This is a genomic window from Robertmurraya sp. DFI.2.37, assembly GCF_029211245.1.
GTDB classification, from domain to species: Bacteria; Bacillota; Bacilli; order Bacillales; family Cytobacillaceae; genus Robertmurraya; species Robertmurraya methanolica_A.
The window spans coordinates 94086-108818 of sequence record NZ_JARGEJ010000001.1; the positions used below are offsets into that span (position 1 = coordinate 94086).

The 14733-nt window shown below is 40.5% G+C and carries 14 protein-coding genes; 1 reads left to right on the forward strand and 13 read right to left on the reverse strand.

The genetic code is table 11. The features are described from left to right. Positions 1-260: 260 nt before the first annotated feature. Entirely contained in the window at positions 261-476 is a 216-nt protein-coding gene (locus tag PZE06_RS00475) for a hypothetical protein (RefSeq protein ID WP_150913382.1), read from the forward strand. 69 nt (positions 477-545) lie between these two features. On the opposite strand, the gene pyrE is transcribed toward PZE06_RS00475, so the two are convergent. From pyrE to PZE06_RS00540, 13 genes are all read right to left on the reverse strand, one after another. After that, positions 546-1181, reverse strand: a complete 636-nt coding sequence (pyrE, locus tag PZE06_RS00480) for an orotate phosphoribosyltransferase (RefSeq protein ID WP_150913380.1) — start codon at positions 1179-1181, stop codon at positions 546-548. Continuing rightward, entirely contained in the window at positions 1178-1894 is a 717-nt protein-coding gene (pyrF, locus tag PZE06_RS00485) for an orotidine-5'-phosphate decarboxylase (RefSeq protein ID WP_150913378.1), read from the reverse strand. The genes pyrE and pyrF overlap by 4 nt, the downstream gene beginning before the upstream one ends. A gap of 1 nt (position 1895) precedes the next feature. Beyond that, positions 1896-2807, reverse strand: coding sequence for a dihydroorotate dehydrogenase (locus tag PZE06_RS00490; protein ID WP_150913376.1), 912 nt, complete (start codon positions 2805-2807; stop codon positions 1896-1898). Beyond that, the gene (locus PZE06_RS00495; RefSeq protein WP_263641544.1) at positions 2804-3580 is read right to left on the reverse strand and encodes a dihydroorotate dehydrogenase electron transfer subunit; all 777 of its coding nucleotides are present in this window, start codon (positions 3578-3580) and stop codon (positions 2804-2806) included. The genes PZE06_RS00490 and PZE06_RS00495 overlap by 4 nt, the downstream gene beginning before the upstream one ends. Then, a complete protein-coding gene (carB, locus tag PZE06_RS00500; protein WP_150913372.1) occupies positions 3577-6789 on the reverse strand; it encodes a carbamoyl-phosphate synthase large subunit in 3213 nt (1070 codons plus the stop codon). The genes PZE06_RS00495 and carB overlap by 4 nt, the downstream gene beginning before the upstream one ends. After that, complete coding sequence (locus PZE06_RS00505) at positions 6768-7871, reverse strand: carbamoyl phosphate synthase small subunit (protein ID WP_150913370.1); 1104 nt, start codon at positions 7869-7871, stop codon at positions 6768-6770. Before PZE06_RS00505 ends, carB begins: the two co-directional genes overlap by 22 nt. Continuing rightward, on the reverse strand, positions 7868-9154 hold the full coding sequence (locus tag PZE06_RS00510; RefSeq protein ID WP_150913368.1) for a dihydroorotase: 1287 nt from the start codon (positions 9152-9154) through the stop codon (positions 7868-7870). Before PZE06_RS00510 ends, PZE06_RS00505 begins: the two co-directional genes overlap by 4 nt. Then, a complete protein-coding gene (locus PZE06_RS00515) occupies positions 9117-10049 on the reverse strand; it encodes an aspartate carbamoyltransferase catalytic subunit (protein ID WP_150913365.1) in 933 nt (310 codons plus the stop codon). The genes PZE06_RS00510 and PZE06_RS00515 overlap by 38 nt, the downstream gene beginning before the upstream one ends. A gap of 320 nt (positions 10050-10369) precedes the next feature. After that, positions 10370-11683 carry a solute carrier family 23 protein gene (locus tag PZE06_RS00520; RefSeq protein ID WP_150913363.1) on the reverse strand — a complete coding sequence of 438 codons (1314 nt, stop codon included), beginning with the start codon at positions 11681-11683 and terminating at the stop codon, positions 10370-10372. A gap of 367 nt (positions 11684-12050) precedes the next feature. Beyond that, positions 12051-12593, reverse strand: coding sequence for a bifunctional pyr operon transcriptional regulator/uracil phosphoribosyltransferase PyrR (gene pyrR / locus PZE06_RS00525; RefSeq protein ID WP_150913361.1), 543 nt, complete (start codon positions 12591-12593; stop codon positions 12051-12053). Between the two features lie 190 nt (positions 12594-12783). Continuing rightward, positions 12784-13695, reverse strand: coding sequence for an RluA family pseudouridine synthase (locus tag PZE06_RS00530; protein ID WP_150913359.1), 912 nt, complete (start codon positions 13693-13695; stop codon positions 12784-12786). Continuing rightward, complete coding sequence (gene lspA / locus PZE06_RS00535) at positions 13670-14161, reverse strand: signal peptidase II (protein ID WP_150913357.1); 492 nt, start codon at positions 14159-14161, stop codon at positions 13670-13672. Before lspA ends, PZE06_RS00530 begins: the two co-directional genes overlap by 26 nt. Positions 14162-14252: 91 nt before the next feature. Beyond that, entirely contained in the window at positions 14253-14531 is a 279-nt protein-coding gene (locus PZE06_RS00540; protein WP_150913355.1) for a TraR/DksA family transcriptional regulator, read from the reverse strand. Positions 14532-14733: the final 202 nt, after the last annotated feature.

The following is a 14733-nucleotide window of genomic DNA, read 5'->3' on the forward strand; positions in this document are numbered from 1 at the left end:
GGTTTTCCTTACTGCCTTTTTAGATGGTCATTTTTCATAATGAAACAAAGTTAAACGAAATATGTATGGTATAATAATAGGGGTTATTCATTACAATACTTGAACTCACAAAGGTACGTTTTGGGTTACCGTCGATCTCTCTATACTCTGCGTCAAGTGAACCGTTCGCTCGGATTTAATGACAATAAAGAAAAATAAACTGAAATATATAGTTGACAAGTTATTCCTTATCATTGTTACTATATTAAGGAGAAGCCAAAATGAAAAACAATAAATTGAGGCTCGTTTGGATTACCCTAAATATATTTTGTTACTTCATATTTATTCGTTTTTCCTTCTTTGTCATCACCCACTCAAAAGAATTGGATGAATTCAATCAACTATCCATTTGGGTAATTATATTGTTATCACTTCTATTTATTTCCATATATGGAAGCTATCGAATCTGGACGTGGATGAAAGAAGGGAAAATGTAAATATAATAAAAAGAAATGATTAAATCAAATAAAGAGAAGATTTCATAATCTTCCCTTCCATTTTTAACATTATTGTACTCTCTTTTTCCCCCACTCAGACGGGTCTTTTTTCCATTCTGCTAGACTTGTTAAATCCTTCTCTTGTATATGACCTTTTGCTTCTGCTACTTCAATTAAACTGGAAAAATTAGACAGTGAATAAACATTGACTCCCGCTTCGACAAGTTTTTTTCTGCCTCTCTCTAGTTCATAAGTAAAAATGGATACGACTCCTAATACGTCACAGCCTGCTTCTCTTAAAGCAGTTACTGCTGTAATGACGCTACCCCCCGTTGAAATTAAATCCTCTACAACCACTACTTTTTGCCCTTTCAATGCTTTTCCTTCAATTTGCTTTCCTTTCCCATGCCCCTTTGCTTTTGAACGGACATAGCACATTGGTAAATCAAGCAGATCACTTACCCAAGCTGCATGCGGTATTCCAGCAGTAGCCGTTCCCGCTATAAGCTCAGCATCTGGAAATTTTTCTACTATCAAGTCCTTTAAACCATTCACAATTTCCTTACGAATATGCGGGTAAGAAAGCGTCAGCCGGTTGTCACAGTAAATCGGGGACTTAAGGCCAGAAGACCACGTAAATGGTTCGTCAGGTTTTAAGGCCACTGCTTCTATTTCTAATAATCTTTCAGCGATGATTTTCTTCATACTCGAACACCTTCCCATGCTTGTTTATAAGCTTGATAGCTTTTGAATGGTTCTTCTGCCTTTGTAATTCCTCGACCAACGACAATTGCTGAAACTCCCGCATTTCTAGCTTCTTCTGGTGTTGCTACTCTCTTTTGGTCCTGAACCAAATCATAATTTAAGCGAATTCCTGGTGTCACCGTTAGAAATTCTTTTCCTAGATGCTGGCGTATCATGGCCACTTCATGAGAGGAGCAAACGACTCCGTCAATTCCTGCCTCCTGTGCAATGAGAGAATAATGTAAAACCGATTCTTGTAGAGTTGCTTCGATAAGCTGCTCGCTTTTCATTTGCTGTTCAGAAGTGCTTGTCAATTGAGTCACCGCAATACATGATGGTCTCTTCTCTCCAGCATTTGTTCCAGCTTCAAGTCCTTCAAGAGCGGCCATCATCATTTCTTTGCCCCCTGCCGCATGAACATTGACAAGGTCACAACCAAGTTTTGCTAGACCTTTCATCGCACTGTATACGGTGTTAGGGATATCATGTAATTTTAAATCCAGAAAAATTTGATGCTCTTTTTCTTTTATTTCTTGGATAATTTGAGGCCCTTCCTGATAAAAAAGCTCCATGCCAACCTTTACAAAAAGCTTCTCGTCTTGAAACGGATTTAAAAATTGCAATACCTCATTCTTATTTGGAAAATCTAGGGCGATAATAAGGGGATTATTCAATTTACTTCCAGCTCCTTCCCGTACATTCAGAAATATGGTCAAAGCCAAGTTGATCAAGTAGTTCAGGTAAGTCTTTAATGATTTTCGGACAAACGAACGGGTCGACAAAGTTTGCCGTGCCGACAGCAATAGCACTTGCACCTGCATAGAAAAACTCGATGACATCCTCCGCTGTCTCAATTCCACCCATTCCAATAATCGGAATGTTCACTTGTTGGCTAACATCATGAATCATCCGAATCGCAACAGGCTTAATCGCAGGACCTGATAGTCCTCCCGATTTATTCGCTAAAATCGGTTTAGCGGTTTTCAAATCAAGTCTCATTCCGAGGAGCGTGTTTATCATCGTAAGTCCGTCGGCTCCACCAGCTTCTACGGCTTTTGCCATCTCGACGATATTGGTAACATTGGGAGAAAGCTTCACATAAACCGGAACTGCTGACACTTCTTTTACTTTTTTAGTTAAACTTTTGGCTACTTCCGGAATCGTACCAAAGGCAATACCACCTGTTTTCACATTCGGACAGGAGATATTTAATTCAAGAGCATGAACATTTGCTGCAGTGGAAATACGCTTAGCGACTTCCACATAATCCTCTTCAGTAGAGCCTGCCACATTAGCAATAATTGGTACATTAAACTGTTCTAGCCATGGGAGCTCCTTATTCATCACTCCATCTAGGCCTGGATTTTGTAAGCCAATCGCATTCAACATTCCTGCTGCTGTTTCAGCAACTCGAGGTGTCGGATTACCAAAGCGAGGCTCCGCTGTCGTTGCTTTAATCATGATCGCGCCTAAATCGCTCAAATTGTATAAGCCACCGAATTCTCTACCGAAGCCAAAGCATCCTGAAGCAGGCATGACGGGATTTTTCAAGTGTAAACCTGGTAATTGGATCTCTAAGTGATTCATAGCACAACCTCCCCAGCTTTAAAAACAGGTCCATCCGTACATACCTTTTTATAGGAAAACCCGGACGGGTCGTCAGCAGTATGACATACGCAAGCAAAGCAAGCGCCAATGCCACAGCCCATTCTTTCCTCCAAGGATACATACACTTTTTTATGAGAGGCATATTCAGCTTCTACTGCCTTAAGCATCGCTGTTGGTCCGCAAGAGTAAATGGTATCAAAGCTCAACTCTTTGATGACATCCGTTACAAAGCCTTTTGTACCGTAAGAACCATCGGTAGTCGTGACATAGGTAGATCCTAAACTTTTAAATTTGTCTTCATAGAACACCACTGCTTCGTTTTGAAAGCCAAGGACATGGAGAACATTTACCCCTTTTTTCACCAATTGCTTGGATAACTCATACAACGGAGGAACGCCAATTCCGCCACCGACGAGTAAAACCGTCTCACCTGCATTCGTTTCCTCAATTGGAAATCCATGTCCCAATGGGCCAAGAATATCGACTGTTTCAGAGGTCTTTTTTGAAGACAAAATGGCAGTTCCTCGGCCATCTTTCCGATAAATCAAGGTAAATTCATGATTTTCTCGATCGATATTTGCGATACTGATCGGTCTACGGAGCAATGGGTCATATCCTGAAGCTATCTTTACATGAACAAACTGGCCTGGTTCATTCATTTGAGAGGAAAGCTCACCACGAAGGATGAGCTCATAAATGTTATCAGCTATTTCTCGCTGGGAAACGATGGAACATTGTTCATTAATTATCACAGTAAAACCGCCTCTCGTGCTTTCGTTTGTTGCCCCATTGGTTCTGCCGCAAAAGTCAGCGATTCGAGGACACGAAGCATCGCCTCTGCCGTATCGAGTGACGTGAAGCATGGAATTCCATTTTCAACGGACTCTCGCCGGATTCTAAAGCCATCACGTGCTGGCTGTTTGCCCTTCGTTAAGGTGTTGATCACCATTTGCGCATTGCCATTGCGAATGACATCCAGTAGATCTGGACCATCAGTGCCAATTTTATCAACGACTTTCACTTCAATTCCTGCCGTTTGTAAAAATTCAGCAGTACCACTTGTTGCCATTAATCGAAAACCAATGGACGCAAACCTTCTGGCAATTTGAAGAGATTCTTCCTTATCTTTGTCAGCAACGGTCATAAGGACATTACCGTGCGACTGAATTTTCATCCCTGATGCGACTAGACCTTTATATAATGCTTTTTCAAGAGTGCTGTCTTTCCCCATAACTTCCCCGGTTGATTTCATTTCTGGACCTAATGTGATATCAACTCTTCTCAGCTTAGCAAAAGAGAAAACAGGTACTTTCACATATACGCCTGATTGCTCTGGTACAAGCCCTGATTTATAACCTAGTTCTTTTAAAGTTTGACCAAGAATGACCTTAGTCGCAATTTTTGCCATAGGTACCTTCGTAATTTTACTTAAAAATGGAACGGTTCGGCTTGAGCGAGGGTTAACTTCAATAACGAAAACATCCCCTTTGGAGATAACGTACTGAATATTTAAGAGCCCTATAATTCCTAAGCCTTTTGCTAACTTTTTCGTATAGTCTACTAATGTATTTTTTATTTCTTGCGTTAAGCTTTGTGGTGGATAGACAGCAATCGAATCTCCTGAGTGAACTCCCGCTCTTTCAATATGCTCCATAATTCCTGGAATCAAAACTGTCTCTCCATCACAAATGGCATCAATCTCAATTTCCTTTCCCGTTAAATAGCGGTCAATGAGAACCGGGTGCTCTGGATTGATTTTGACTGCATTTTTCATATAGTGTAGTAGTTCTTCCTCATGATAGACGATTTCCATCGCCCGTCCTCCAAGGACATAGGAAGGGCGAACTAACACTGGATAGCCGATTCCAGCAGCAATTTTCACTGCTTCTTCGACCGATAAAGCTGTTTTCCCTTTTGGCTGCGGAATATTTAAGCGAGAAAGGGCATGTTCAAATTTATCCCTGTCCTCTGCTCCATCGATATTCTCAAGAGATGTACCGAGAATGTTCACGCCACGCTCAACAAGCTTGGAGGCAAGATTAATTGCCGTTTGTCCCCCAAACTGAACAACCACCCCTTCCGGCTTTTCTAAATCGATGATATGCATAACATCCTCGATCGTCAGTGGTTCGAAGTAAAGCTTATCTGAAATACTGAAATCGGTTGAAACTGTTTCTGGATTATTGTTAATAATGATGGCTTCATAACCTGCTTCCTTAATCGCCCATACGGCATGAACCGTCGAATAATCAAACTCAATCCCTTGCCCAATTCGAATGGGTCCAGAACCTAGGACAATGACACTTTTCTTTTCCGTTACAATCGACTCATTTTCATCTTCGTAAGAACCATAATAGTACGGTGTTTCAGATTCAAATTCGGCAGCACATGTGTCGACCATCTTATAAACTGGCCTAATATCATGCTTTTTGCGCCATTCGTAGATTTCAAGCTCACTGCAATTCCAAATTTTAGCAAGAGCAATATCAGAAAAGCCCATTTCTTTCACTTTTTTCCCTACTTCTAGGTCAAAATGGTGATCGGCAATTTCTTGTTCGAACTTAATGATTTTTTCCATTTTATGAAGGAAAAAGAGATCAATTTGACTCCAATCATGAATCGTATCAATACTGCAACCTCTTCTTAACGCTTCTCCGATGTAAAACAACCTTTCATCTCCAGCGTTACGGATACGCTTCTCTAATAACTCGTTATTGATTTCGTCTGCATTGTTAAGAGCTAAATGGAAAACGCCTGCCTCAAGAGAGCGAATTGCTTTTAATAATGATTCTTCAAATGTGCGTCCGATAGCCATCACTTCTCCGGTTGCTTTCATTTGCGTACCTAGATTTCGCTTGGCTGAATCAAATTTATCAAATGGCCAGCGTGGAATTTTCGTGACAATGTAATCAAGCGTAGGCTCAAAGCTGGCATATGTTTTCCCTGTGATCGGGTTCATCATCTCATCCAAAGTCAAGCCAACCGCAATTTTCGCTGCGAGCTTAGCAATTGGATAACCCGTTGCTTTTGAGGCTAATGCAGAAGAACGGCTTACCCTAGGGTTTACTTCAATGATGTAATACTGGAAGCTATATGGATCAAGTGCTAGCTGGACATTACAGCCCCCTTCAATTCCTAGGGCACGAATGATTTTCAATGAGGTATTACGAAGAAGCTGGTATTCTCTGTCACTAAGCGTTTGGCTTGGGGCAACAACAATCGAATCCCCTGTATGAACACCGACTGGATCAATATTCTCCATATTACAAACAACAATCGCATTGTCATTTGCATCTCTCATAACCTCATACTCTATTTCCTTGTAGCCTGCTATGCTTTTTTCTAATAAACATTGGGTAACAGGGCTATATTTCAAACCACTTTGTACGGTTTCTATCAACTCTGCCTCGTTATGGCAAATTCCGCCACCTGTACCGCCTAATGTAAAGGCAGGACGAACGATTACTGGATACCCTACTGTTTGCACAAATTGACGAGCTTCTTCTAAGTTGTGGATGATGTCACTTTCAGGTACAGGCTCGCCTAGTTCATTCATTAATGTACGAAAAAGATCCCTATCTTCAGCTTGTTCAATCGCAGATAATTTCGTTCCTAGTATTTCTACACCACATTCTTCAAGGACCCCTGATTTAGCAAGTTCAACCGCTAAGTTCAGACCAGTTTGCCCTCCTAATGTTGGCACGATTGCGTCTGGGCGTTCTTTGCGAATAATACGACTTACGAATTCAAGAGTAAGTGGCTCAATATATACCACATCGGCCATTTCAGTATCTGTCATAATCGTTGCCGGGTTTGAATTAACAAGTATAACCTTATATCCCTCTTCTTTTAAGGCAATACATGCTTGTGTCCCTGCATAATCAAATTCCGCTGCTTGACCGATAACAATCGGCCCTGATCCGATGACTAATATACTGTTTATATCTGTACGCTTTGGCATTTGTTTGCACCACTTTCCTCAGATTCTATTAAACTCATAAACTGGTCAAATAAATAATTGGCATCCTCTGGACCTGGTGAAGCTTCAGGATGATATTGCACGGTAAAGGCCGGTACATCTTTATGCTGCAAACCTTCAATCGTTCCATCATTAAGTGCGATATGAGTGACTTGTAAACGAGTATTTCCAATCGATTTCTCTTCCACCGTATAGCCATGATTTTGCGACGTGATGGCCACTTTCCCAGTTCGTATATCCTTAACTGGATGATTGGAGCCTCGATGACCAAATTTCATTTTTTCGGTATTGGCACCACATGCTAAAGCAAAGAGCTGATGTCCTAAGCAAATCCCAAACATCGGTACCTTGCCTAAAATGCCCTTAATCATTTCAATCGCTTCCGGTACATCCTTTGGATCCCCAGGTCCGTTTGAAAGCATGATTCCATCTGGGTTCAAAGCAAGCACTTCTGCTGCTGTCACATCGTAAGGAACGACAAGGACATCACAATTTCGCTTGTTCAATTCTCTTAAAATTCCGTGCTTCATCCCGTAATCGACAAGGACCACTCTTTTCCCTCTTCCTGGACTCGGATAAGCTGTTTTCGTAGAAACTTTCTTCACTTGGTCATTTCTTAATGGTGTAGCTTTTAATTGTTGCAGAACCGACTGAACATTTTCTTCAATATGACAAATGGCCCCTTTTAATGTTCCATGTTGGCGAATAATTCTCGTTAATTTTCTCGTATCTATCCCAGAAATCCCAGGAATATCCTTGCTTCGAAAATATTCATTCAATGAAATTTTGCTGCGAAAATTGGATGGAAAATCAGCTACTTCCTTCACGATAAATCCTGAAATTGCTGGCGTAATCGACTCAAAGTCATCTCTGTTAATGCCATAATTCCCAATGAGAGGATACGTTAAAGTGACAATCTGTCCACAATAGGATGGGTCAGATAAAATTTCTTGATAGCCTGTCATCCCTGTATTAAAGACGACTTCACCAATTATTCTTTTAACGCTACCAAAGCCCTCACCAATAAAGACGCTACCATCTTCTAGAATTAATTGCCTTTTCATGCCTTTACACTCTCCCTGTTGTACGCAATTTTTCCACCAACGATTGTCAGCTGTGGCCAGCCTGAACACTCCCAATCTGAAAACGGGGTATTTTTTCCTTTTGATATGAAGTTAGCTGGGTCAATTTTTTCTTTATGCTCTAAATCGATTAAGGTAATATCAGCGTTTTTACCAATCTCTAGCCTTCCATAAGGTAAACCAAATGCTTCAGCTGGTTTAATTGTTAAAAAGTCAATTAGTTGCTTTAATGTGATGATACCGGCATTGACTAAATACGTATAAAGAAGCGGAAAGGCTGTTTCTAAGCCAACAATTCCAAACGGTGCTAACGCCATACCTTCTCCCTTTTCTTCTGCTGTATGTGGAGCATGGTCAGTGGCAATAAAGTCAATTGTTCCGTCCAGTAAACCTTCAACCAAAGCTTCCCGATCCTCTTTGCTTCTTAGTGGCGGATTCATTTTGTAATTTGGATCCAATCCAGGGATATCGTCCTCACATAATAGAAGATGATGGGGCGTTACTTCAGCTGTTACCTTTATTCCCGCCCGTTTCGCATCACGTACAACTCTCACCGATTCCTTCGTACTTATATGACAAACATGGTAGTGGCAATCGGCGGCCTCTGCTAACAGAACATCACGTGCAATATGTACAGATTCGCACACAGAGGGGATTCCATTGATGCCTTGTTTCTTTGAAAAAGCTCCTTCGTGGACAGCCCCTTTATTGATGAGTGTGTTTTCTTCACAATGAGCAACAATTGGCATATTGATGGCTGCCGCTCTTCTCATCGCTTCTAGCATCATGGCAGCACTTTGTACCCCTACGCCATCATCCGTAAAGGCAAAGGCTCCTGCCTCTTTCAATTCTGCAAAGTTAGTCAACTCCTGGCCAAGCTCACGGATGGTTATAGAAGCATAGGGTAACACTCTTACCGATGCTGTTTCTTCAATTCGTTTATTCAGCCATTGTAATTGTTCCTTTGAATCTGGAACCGGTCTTGTATTCGGCATTGGAGCGACCGTTGTAAAACCACCTTTAGCAGCCGCTAATGTACCTGTTTCAATCGTTTCCTTCTTTTCTCCTCCTGGCTCGCGAAGGTGCACATGTAAATCAATTAACCCTGGAGCAACAAGAAGTCCGTCAGCGTCAATGATTTCATCCGCTTTTATTGAAAGGGATGCTCCGATTTCTTTAATCATCCCATTTTCGATAAATATATCTCTGTTTTGTAATTCCCCTTCATTAGTAAGCAACAGGCCATTTTTGATGATCATTGACATTTACTTTTCCCCCTTGTTGTAATGCTCGTTTTAGTACTGCCATCCTAATATACACACCATTTTCCATTTGTTTAAAAATTCTTGAGCGTTCACACTCAACGAGCGCGTCCGCAATTTCTACATCTCGATTAACGGGGGCAGGATGCATAATAATGCTACCAGCTTTCATTCTTTGTTCTCTTTCAAGTGTAAGCCCAAATCTTTGATGATACACCGCTTTCCCCTCATGCCCTTCCTGCTCATGTCTTTCATGTTGAATCCGCAACAACATAACGACATCAGAAGTTGTGATAGCCTCTTCAATCTCCTCGTATCGACCATGCTCCAATAAACTGTCATCAAACCATTCTTTTGGTCCAGAAAAGACAACCTCTGCCCCTAAGCGTTTTAGAACATTGGCATTGGAACGGGCAACTCGACTATGGCGGATGTCCCCGATAATGGCCACCTTTAAACCGTGGAAACGACCAAACTCCTGTTGGATTGTTAGTAGGTCTAACAATGATTGCGTTGGATGATGGCCACAGCCATCTCCAGCATTTAAAATCGGAATTTGAATTTGTTCTTTCAATGCTGCAAAATAATTATCTATACTATGACGGATGACTACCGCCTCAACTCCTACCGATTGTAAGGTTCTAATCGTGTCATAAAGCGTTTCTCCCTTTATGACACTTGAAGCATTTACTTCAAACGGGATAACTTCTAATCCTAGTTTTCTCTCAGCGACTTCAAAGCTGCATTTCGTTCTCGTACTCGGCTCAAAAAACAAATTGGCAACAAAAGTTTGCTTCCCCGGCTTCCAAACAGCTCCCTCAGAAAATGCTTGTGCATCCTCTAAAATCGTTCTCACTTCTTCTAGCGATAAGGCGTTCGTTGTTAATAAATGCTTCATTTAAAAGAACCTCCTTTTTTTATAGACTTTGTTATAAGTAACAAAGCCGTTTTATCAAAAAAAACACCCTGAAAACATTCAGGGTGTTTTAAATAATGCTGGTTTCAAAGATAGCTATTTGTCACGCAACACTATCTTCACTACCAACTTATCTCACCCTTGTAAATCTCTCGGATTTAATTAAAGGCTGAACATATAACGTTTTATGGTGAATCTAAAACCCATTTTAGCTTAGCTAATATGCTTTTTCTTCCCACAATTCGGCATCTCTTCTGGATTAAACACTGCTTTAGTAGCGCAAGTAGCCTTAAAAAGTGTATCTACGCAATATCCTGATTAACAGCATCATCAGACTCAAGGTTTCCCTGCTCTCTACCGGGCAATACAATATTGAGAATTACTCCAACAATAGCAGCTAACGCCATTCCCTCGACGCTGAAAGCTTCTGAAATTTCCAAAGCTGCTCCACCAATCCCCAATACCAAAATGACAGATGAGATGACTAAATTGCGATTATTGCCAAAGTCGATCTTGCTGTCAACAAGCATGCGCAATCCGCTTGATGCAATAATTCCGAAAAGTAAAATGGAAATTCCGCCAAGCACTGCAGTCGGAATCGTCTGGATGAATGCCATCGCTTTTCCCACGAATGAGAAGAGAATCGCAATGACCGCGGCACCGAAAATCACATATACAGAATAAACTCTCGTAATTGCCAAAACTCCAATATTTTCTCCATATGTTGTTTTAGGCGGACCTCCCATAAATGCACTGACAAAGGTTCCCAATCCATCAGCTACTATTGAACGATGCAATCCAGGATCTTTAATATAATTGCGGTTGACAACTCTTCCTAACACTAATTGATGTCCGATATGTTCAGATATTGTAACAAAAACAATTGGAACCATCGCTAACATAATGGAAGATGTAATCGAAAATTCGTAGTGAACACCAGGAAAGAGGAAGTCGGGCATCGCAAACCAACTTGCTTCCCTTACCGCTGTAAAATCAACGATACCCACGATAGCCGAATAAATATAACCAACAATTAAGCCTAACAAAATTGGCATTGCACTTAAAATATTTTTGAAATAGACGGTGAAAATAATCGCCGCAAATAGCGTCACTAACGCGGCAGTAAAGTGAATAAAACTATATTCACCATTCACATTCATGGCCATATCCACTGCTGTTGCTGCTAAACCTAATCCGATTACCATAATAACCGGTGCAACCACAATCGGTGGTAAGAGACGCATTAACCATTTGTATCCTGTTTTCCAAATAATGAGTGAGACAACCCCGTAGGTAATCCCTACTGCCATCGCACCAATCATTGCATTCCCTGGATTAACGCTCATTCCATTTTCGTCAAGGCCTCCAGCTGCAATCAAGATCGGTGCGATGAATGCAAAGGACGAACCTAAATAGGCGGGCACTTTAAATTGTGTGATTAGCAGAAAAAGGATTGTTGCAATTCCGCTCGTTAACAGCGCGATTGCTGGACTTAATCCTACTAATTTAGGCACTAAAATCGTCGCACCAAACATCGCAAACATATGCTGGAAGCTTAATGTAAGCATTTGTGTCGCTGTTGGTTTTTCATGAATATCAAGTACTGGTCTGTTCATTTCTATTTCCCCCTAATAAGAAAAGCGCACGGCGCTTTCGGAACAATTAAAGTTCAAATTGTTCCAGCTAATGATTATTCAGAGTAGTTTCTCTCAGTGCTCATCGCCATCAAACTGGAAGAACCTGTTCCTTCCGAGAAAGGAAATCCGATTCAGCATATGCAAATATGGGAAAGGACCTGAAGTTTGATAGGCTTTTGCTACTTGTGCGTGACAGTTCTTAAAGTCAAAATTAATTCATTCTGGCATAAAAATACCTCTTTGAAAATTCCTTTCAAAGAGGCTAGGCGCAAGAATACAAGGGGGTACCCCTTATACTATTCTTCCTTTTGCTAGCCTCTCTGGACTACACTTAAAAAGGTTGACGTTATTTATCATATATGCTTACGTGTTCATTTTCATCAATTTCCGCTAATTGAACGACAATTTTTTCTGAGCTTGAAGTCGGGATATTCTTCCCAACATAGTCTGCTCGAATCGGTAGTTCCCTATGTCCGCGATCAACTAACACTGCTAGCTGGACGGATGAAGGTCTTCCTAAGTCGACCAAAGCATCTAAGGCGGCTCTGACGGTTCTCCCTGTATAAAGTACGTCATCTACTAAGATAACCTTTTGGTTTGTGACATCAATCGGAATATCAGAACCTTTAACTAGTGGCTCCTGATTATCCGTTTTTGTTGTTAAATCATCCCGATAGAGAGTAATATCTAATTCACCGACCGGTATATCAGCACCTTCGATTTGCTGAATCCGTTCTTTAAGACGTTTAGCTAAGTAAATTCCTCGCGTACGAATTCCGACTAAAATGCAGCCTTCAATTCCCTTGTTTTTCTCAATAATTTCGTGAGCAATCCTTGTCAGTGCTCTTCGAATCGCTTGTTCATCTAATACAACAGCCTTTTTAGACATACTATTCACATCCCTTCATTAGACAAAAAATCCTCTCACCTGAGGGCGAGAGGATGAACGAATGGTATAACTTAAATGTAACTTTGGACATTCATTGTCCAGCTACAAATCCGCTTCCTTCCCAGCCTCTCTGGACTGTCTTAAAGGACTTATGAAACTATAGTAATAATAGCTTACCCGTACTTACTTGTCAACGATTATTTCGAAGCTTATTTAGTAATTCGACAAAATCCTGTGGAAGCGGTGCTTCGAATTCCAAATATTCCCCACTCCTTGGGTGAACAAAACCTAGTACCCCAGCATGTAATACTTGTCCGCCAAAATCAATTGTTTTTCTTGGACCGTACTTCGGATCTCCTGCAAGAGGATAGCCAATATATTTCATATGCACACGGATCTGGTGCGTTCTTCCCGTTTCAAGCTGACACTCGACAAAGGTAAAGTCAGGAAATCTTTCTAATACTTGAAAGTGTGTAACTGCATGTTTGCCATTGTCTATAACTGTCATGCTTTGCCGTTCCTTAGGATCTCTAGCAATAGGGGCATTAATGGTTCCATAATCGTGTTGAATGTTTCCATGAACGACTGCTCGATATTTTCTTGTCACGGTTTTTTCTACGAGTTGATTAACTAGATGCTCATGAGCATAGTCATTTTTAGCAACCATCAACAAGCCAGATGTATCTTTATCAATACGATGAACAATCCCTGGTCGTAACACACCGTTTATCCCCGATAAATCTTTACAATGGGCCATTAAACCATTGACAAGTGTTCCTGTTAAATGACCAGGAGCTGGATGTACAACCATACCTTTTGGTTTGTTCACGACAATGACATCTTTATCCTCATAATAAATATCGAGAGCCATTTCTTCAGGGACAACATCTAGTTCTTCTGGATCCGGAATCGAAATTTCAATTTTATCATGTAAATTGCTTTTATAATTCGTCTTTATCTTTTTTCCATTTACAAGGACATTGCCTTCTTTAATCCATGTTTGCACTTGTGTCCTTGACCATTCATTATTCAATGATGAGAGCACCTTATCAATTCTTTCATTCACTTGCTCCTCATCAATGATGTGTTCCTGTTTCTCCATCTAACTTCTCCTTTGCTTTCCGCTCTTCACGGAACATTTGAATCATTAGGAGGGCAACCCCTACTACTAAAGCTGAATCAGCGACATTAAATATCGGGAAATCATATCCAAATATATATGTATCGACAAAGTCTACCACTTCTTTTCGGAAAATGCGATCAATGAAATTACCAATGGCACCGCCAAGCATTAATCCTAATGATGTCCCAAGGAGAACGCTTCCCTTGGCATGCTTAGCCATGTAGTAAACGATTCCGACAATTACCACTGTTGTAATAATATAGAAAAACCACATTTGCCCAGGTAAAATACCCCAAGCTGCTCCTATATTTCGATGGGAAGTAATATAGAGAAAATTCTCCACTATCGTGATACTTTCCCCCAACTCCATATTTTTTACAATTAACCATTTTGTCCATTGATCGAGTCCTATAATTACAAATGCCAATATGTAATATAAAAACACAAAGGTAACCTCCAGCTCATACGAAAATTGTTACCTTTGCATTTTAGCATACAACTTATAAAAACGGTAGGGATTGGAATCTCATAAGAGCTTAATGATAGAGTGGTTTGCAATAAAATTTGCTGATTTCATTCACATCATCAATCGATTTAATCGTCGGGACAATCGTGAGATAATCTGCTGGAATCAGTTCTCCAGAATTCTCGCAAAAACCAAATGTCCCTGACTCCATTTTTCTAATCGTCTCTTCAATATCTCTTAGCTCGTCCTCAATTATCGGTTTAATACTTGAATCTTTATTAAGACTTGCTAATAATTCATGACGAATTATACGGAGTTCTGAATAGAGCCTTTGTTGATTCGCATCCATATCTACCCCTCCGCCTTTGCAAATTTTTAAGTTCTCATTAAACCTTTGTTATTTCTTTTAGTATTGCCTCACTTAACATTCTGACACAGGCAAACATTTGACAGACTGAACAACCTTTTACGATCTTGGAAGATTTTTTCCCCTTTCATATTGTATAAAGTATAAATGAAAATGGTTCTTCGCCCTTTAAACTTAGAAAAAA

What these genes read in the sequence shown, in the direction of transcription:
- PZE06_RS00475 (WP_150913382.1), top strand. Translation starts at nt 261, where the DNA reads ATGAAAAACAATAAATTGAGGCTCGTTTGGATTACCCTAAATATATTT.
- pyrE (WP_150913380.1), bottom strand. Translation starts at nt 1,181, where the DNA reads ATGAAGAAAATCATCGCTGAAAGATTATTAGAAATAGAAGCAGTGGCC.
- PZE06_RS00490 (WP_150913376.1), bottom strand. Translation starts at nt 2,807, where the DNA reads ATGAATCACTTAGAGATCCAATTACCAGGTTTACACTTGAAAAATCCC.
- carB (WP_150913372.1), bottom strand. Translation starts at nt 6,789, where the DNA reads ATGCCAAAGCGTACAGATATAAACAGTATATTAGTCATCGGATCAGGG.
- PZE06_RS00505 (WP_150913370.1), bottom strand. Translation starts at nt 7,871, where the DNA reads ATGAAAAGGCAATTAATTCTAGAAGATGGTAGCGTCTTTATTGGTGAG.
- PZE06_RS00510 (WP_150913368.1), bottom strand. Translation starts at nt 9,154, where the DNA reads ATGTCAATGATCATCAAAAATGGCCTGTTGCTTACTAATGAAGGGGAA.
- PZE06_RS00515 (WP_150913365.1), bottom strand. Translation starts at nt 10,049, where the DNA reads ATGAAGCATTTATTAACAACGAACGCCTTATCGCTAGAAGAAGTGAGA.
- PZE06_RS00520 (WP_150913363.1), bottom strand. Translation starts at nt 11,683, where the DNA reads ATGAACAGACCAGTACTTGATATTCATGAAAAACCAACAGCGACACAA.
- pyrR (WP_150913361.1), bottom strand. Translation starts at nt 12,593, where the DNA reads ATGTCTAAAAAGGCTGTTGTATTAGATGAACAAGCGATTCGAAGAGCA.
- PZE06_RS00530 (WP_150913359.1), bottom strand. Translation starts at nt 13,695, where the DNA reads ATGGAGAAACAGGAACACATCATTGATGAGGAGCAAGTGAATGAAAGA.
- PZE06_RS00540 (WP_150913355.1), bottom strand. Translation starts at nt 14,531, where the DNA reads ATGGATGCGAATCAACAAAGGCTCTATTCAGAACTCCGTATAATTCGT.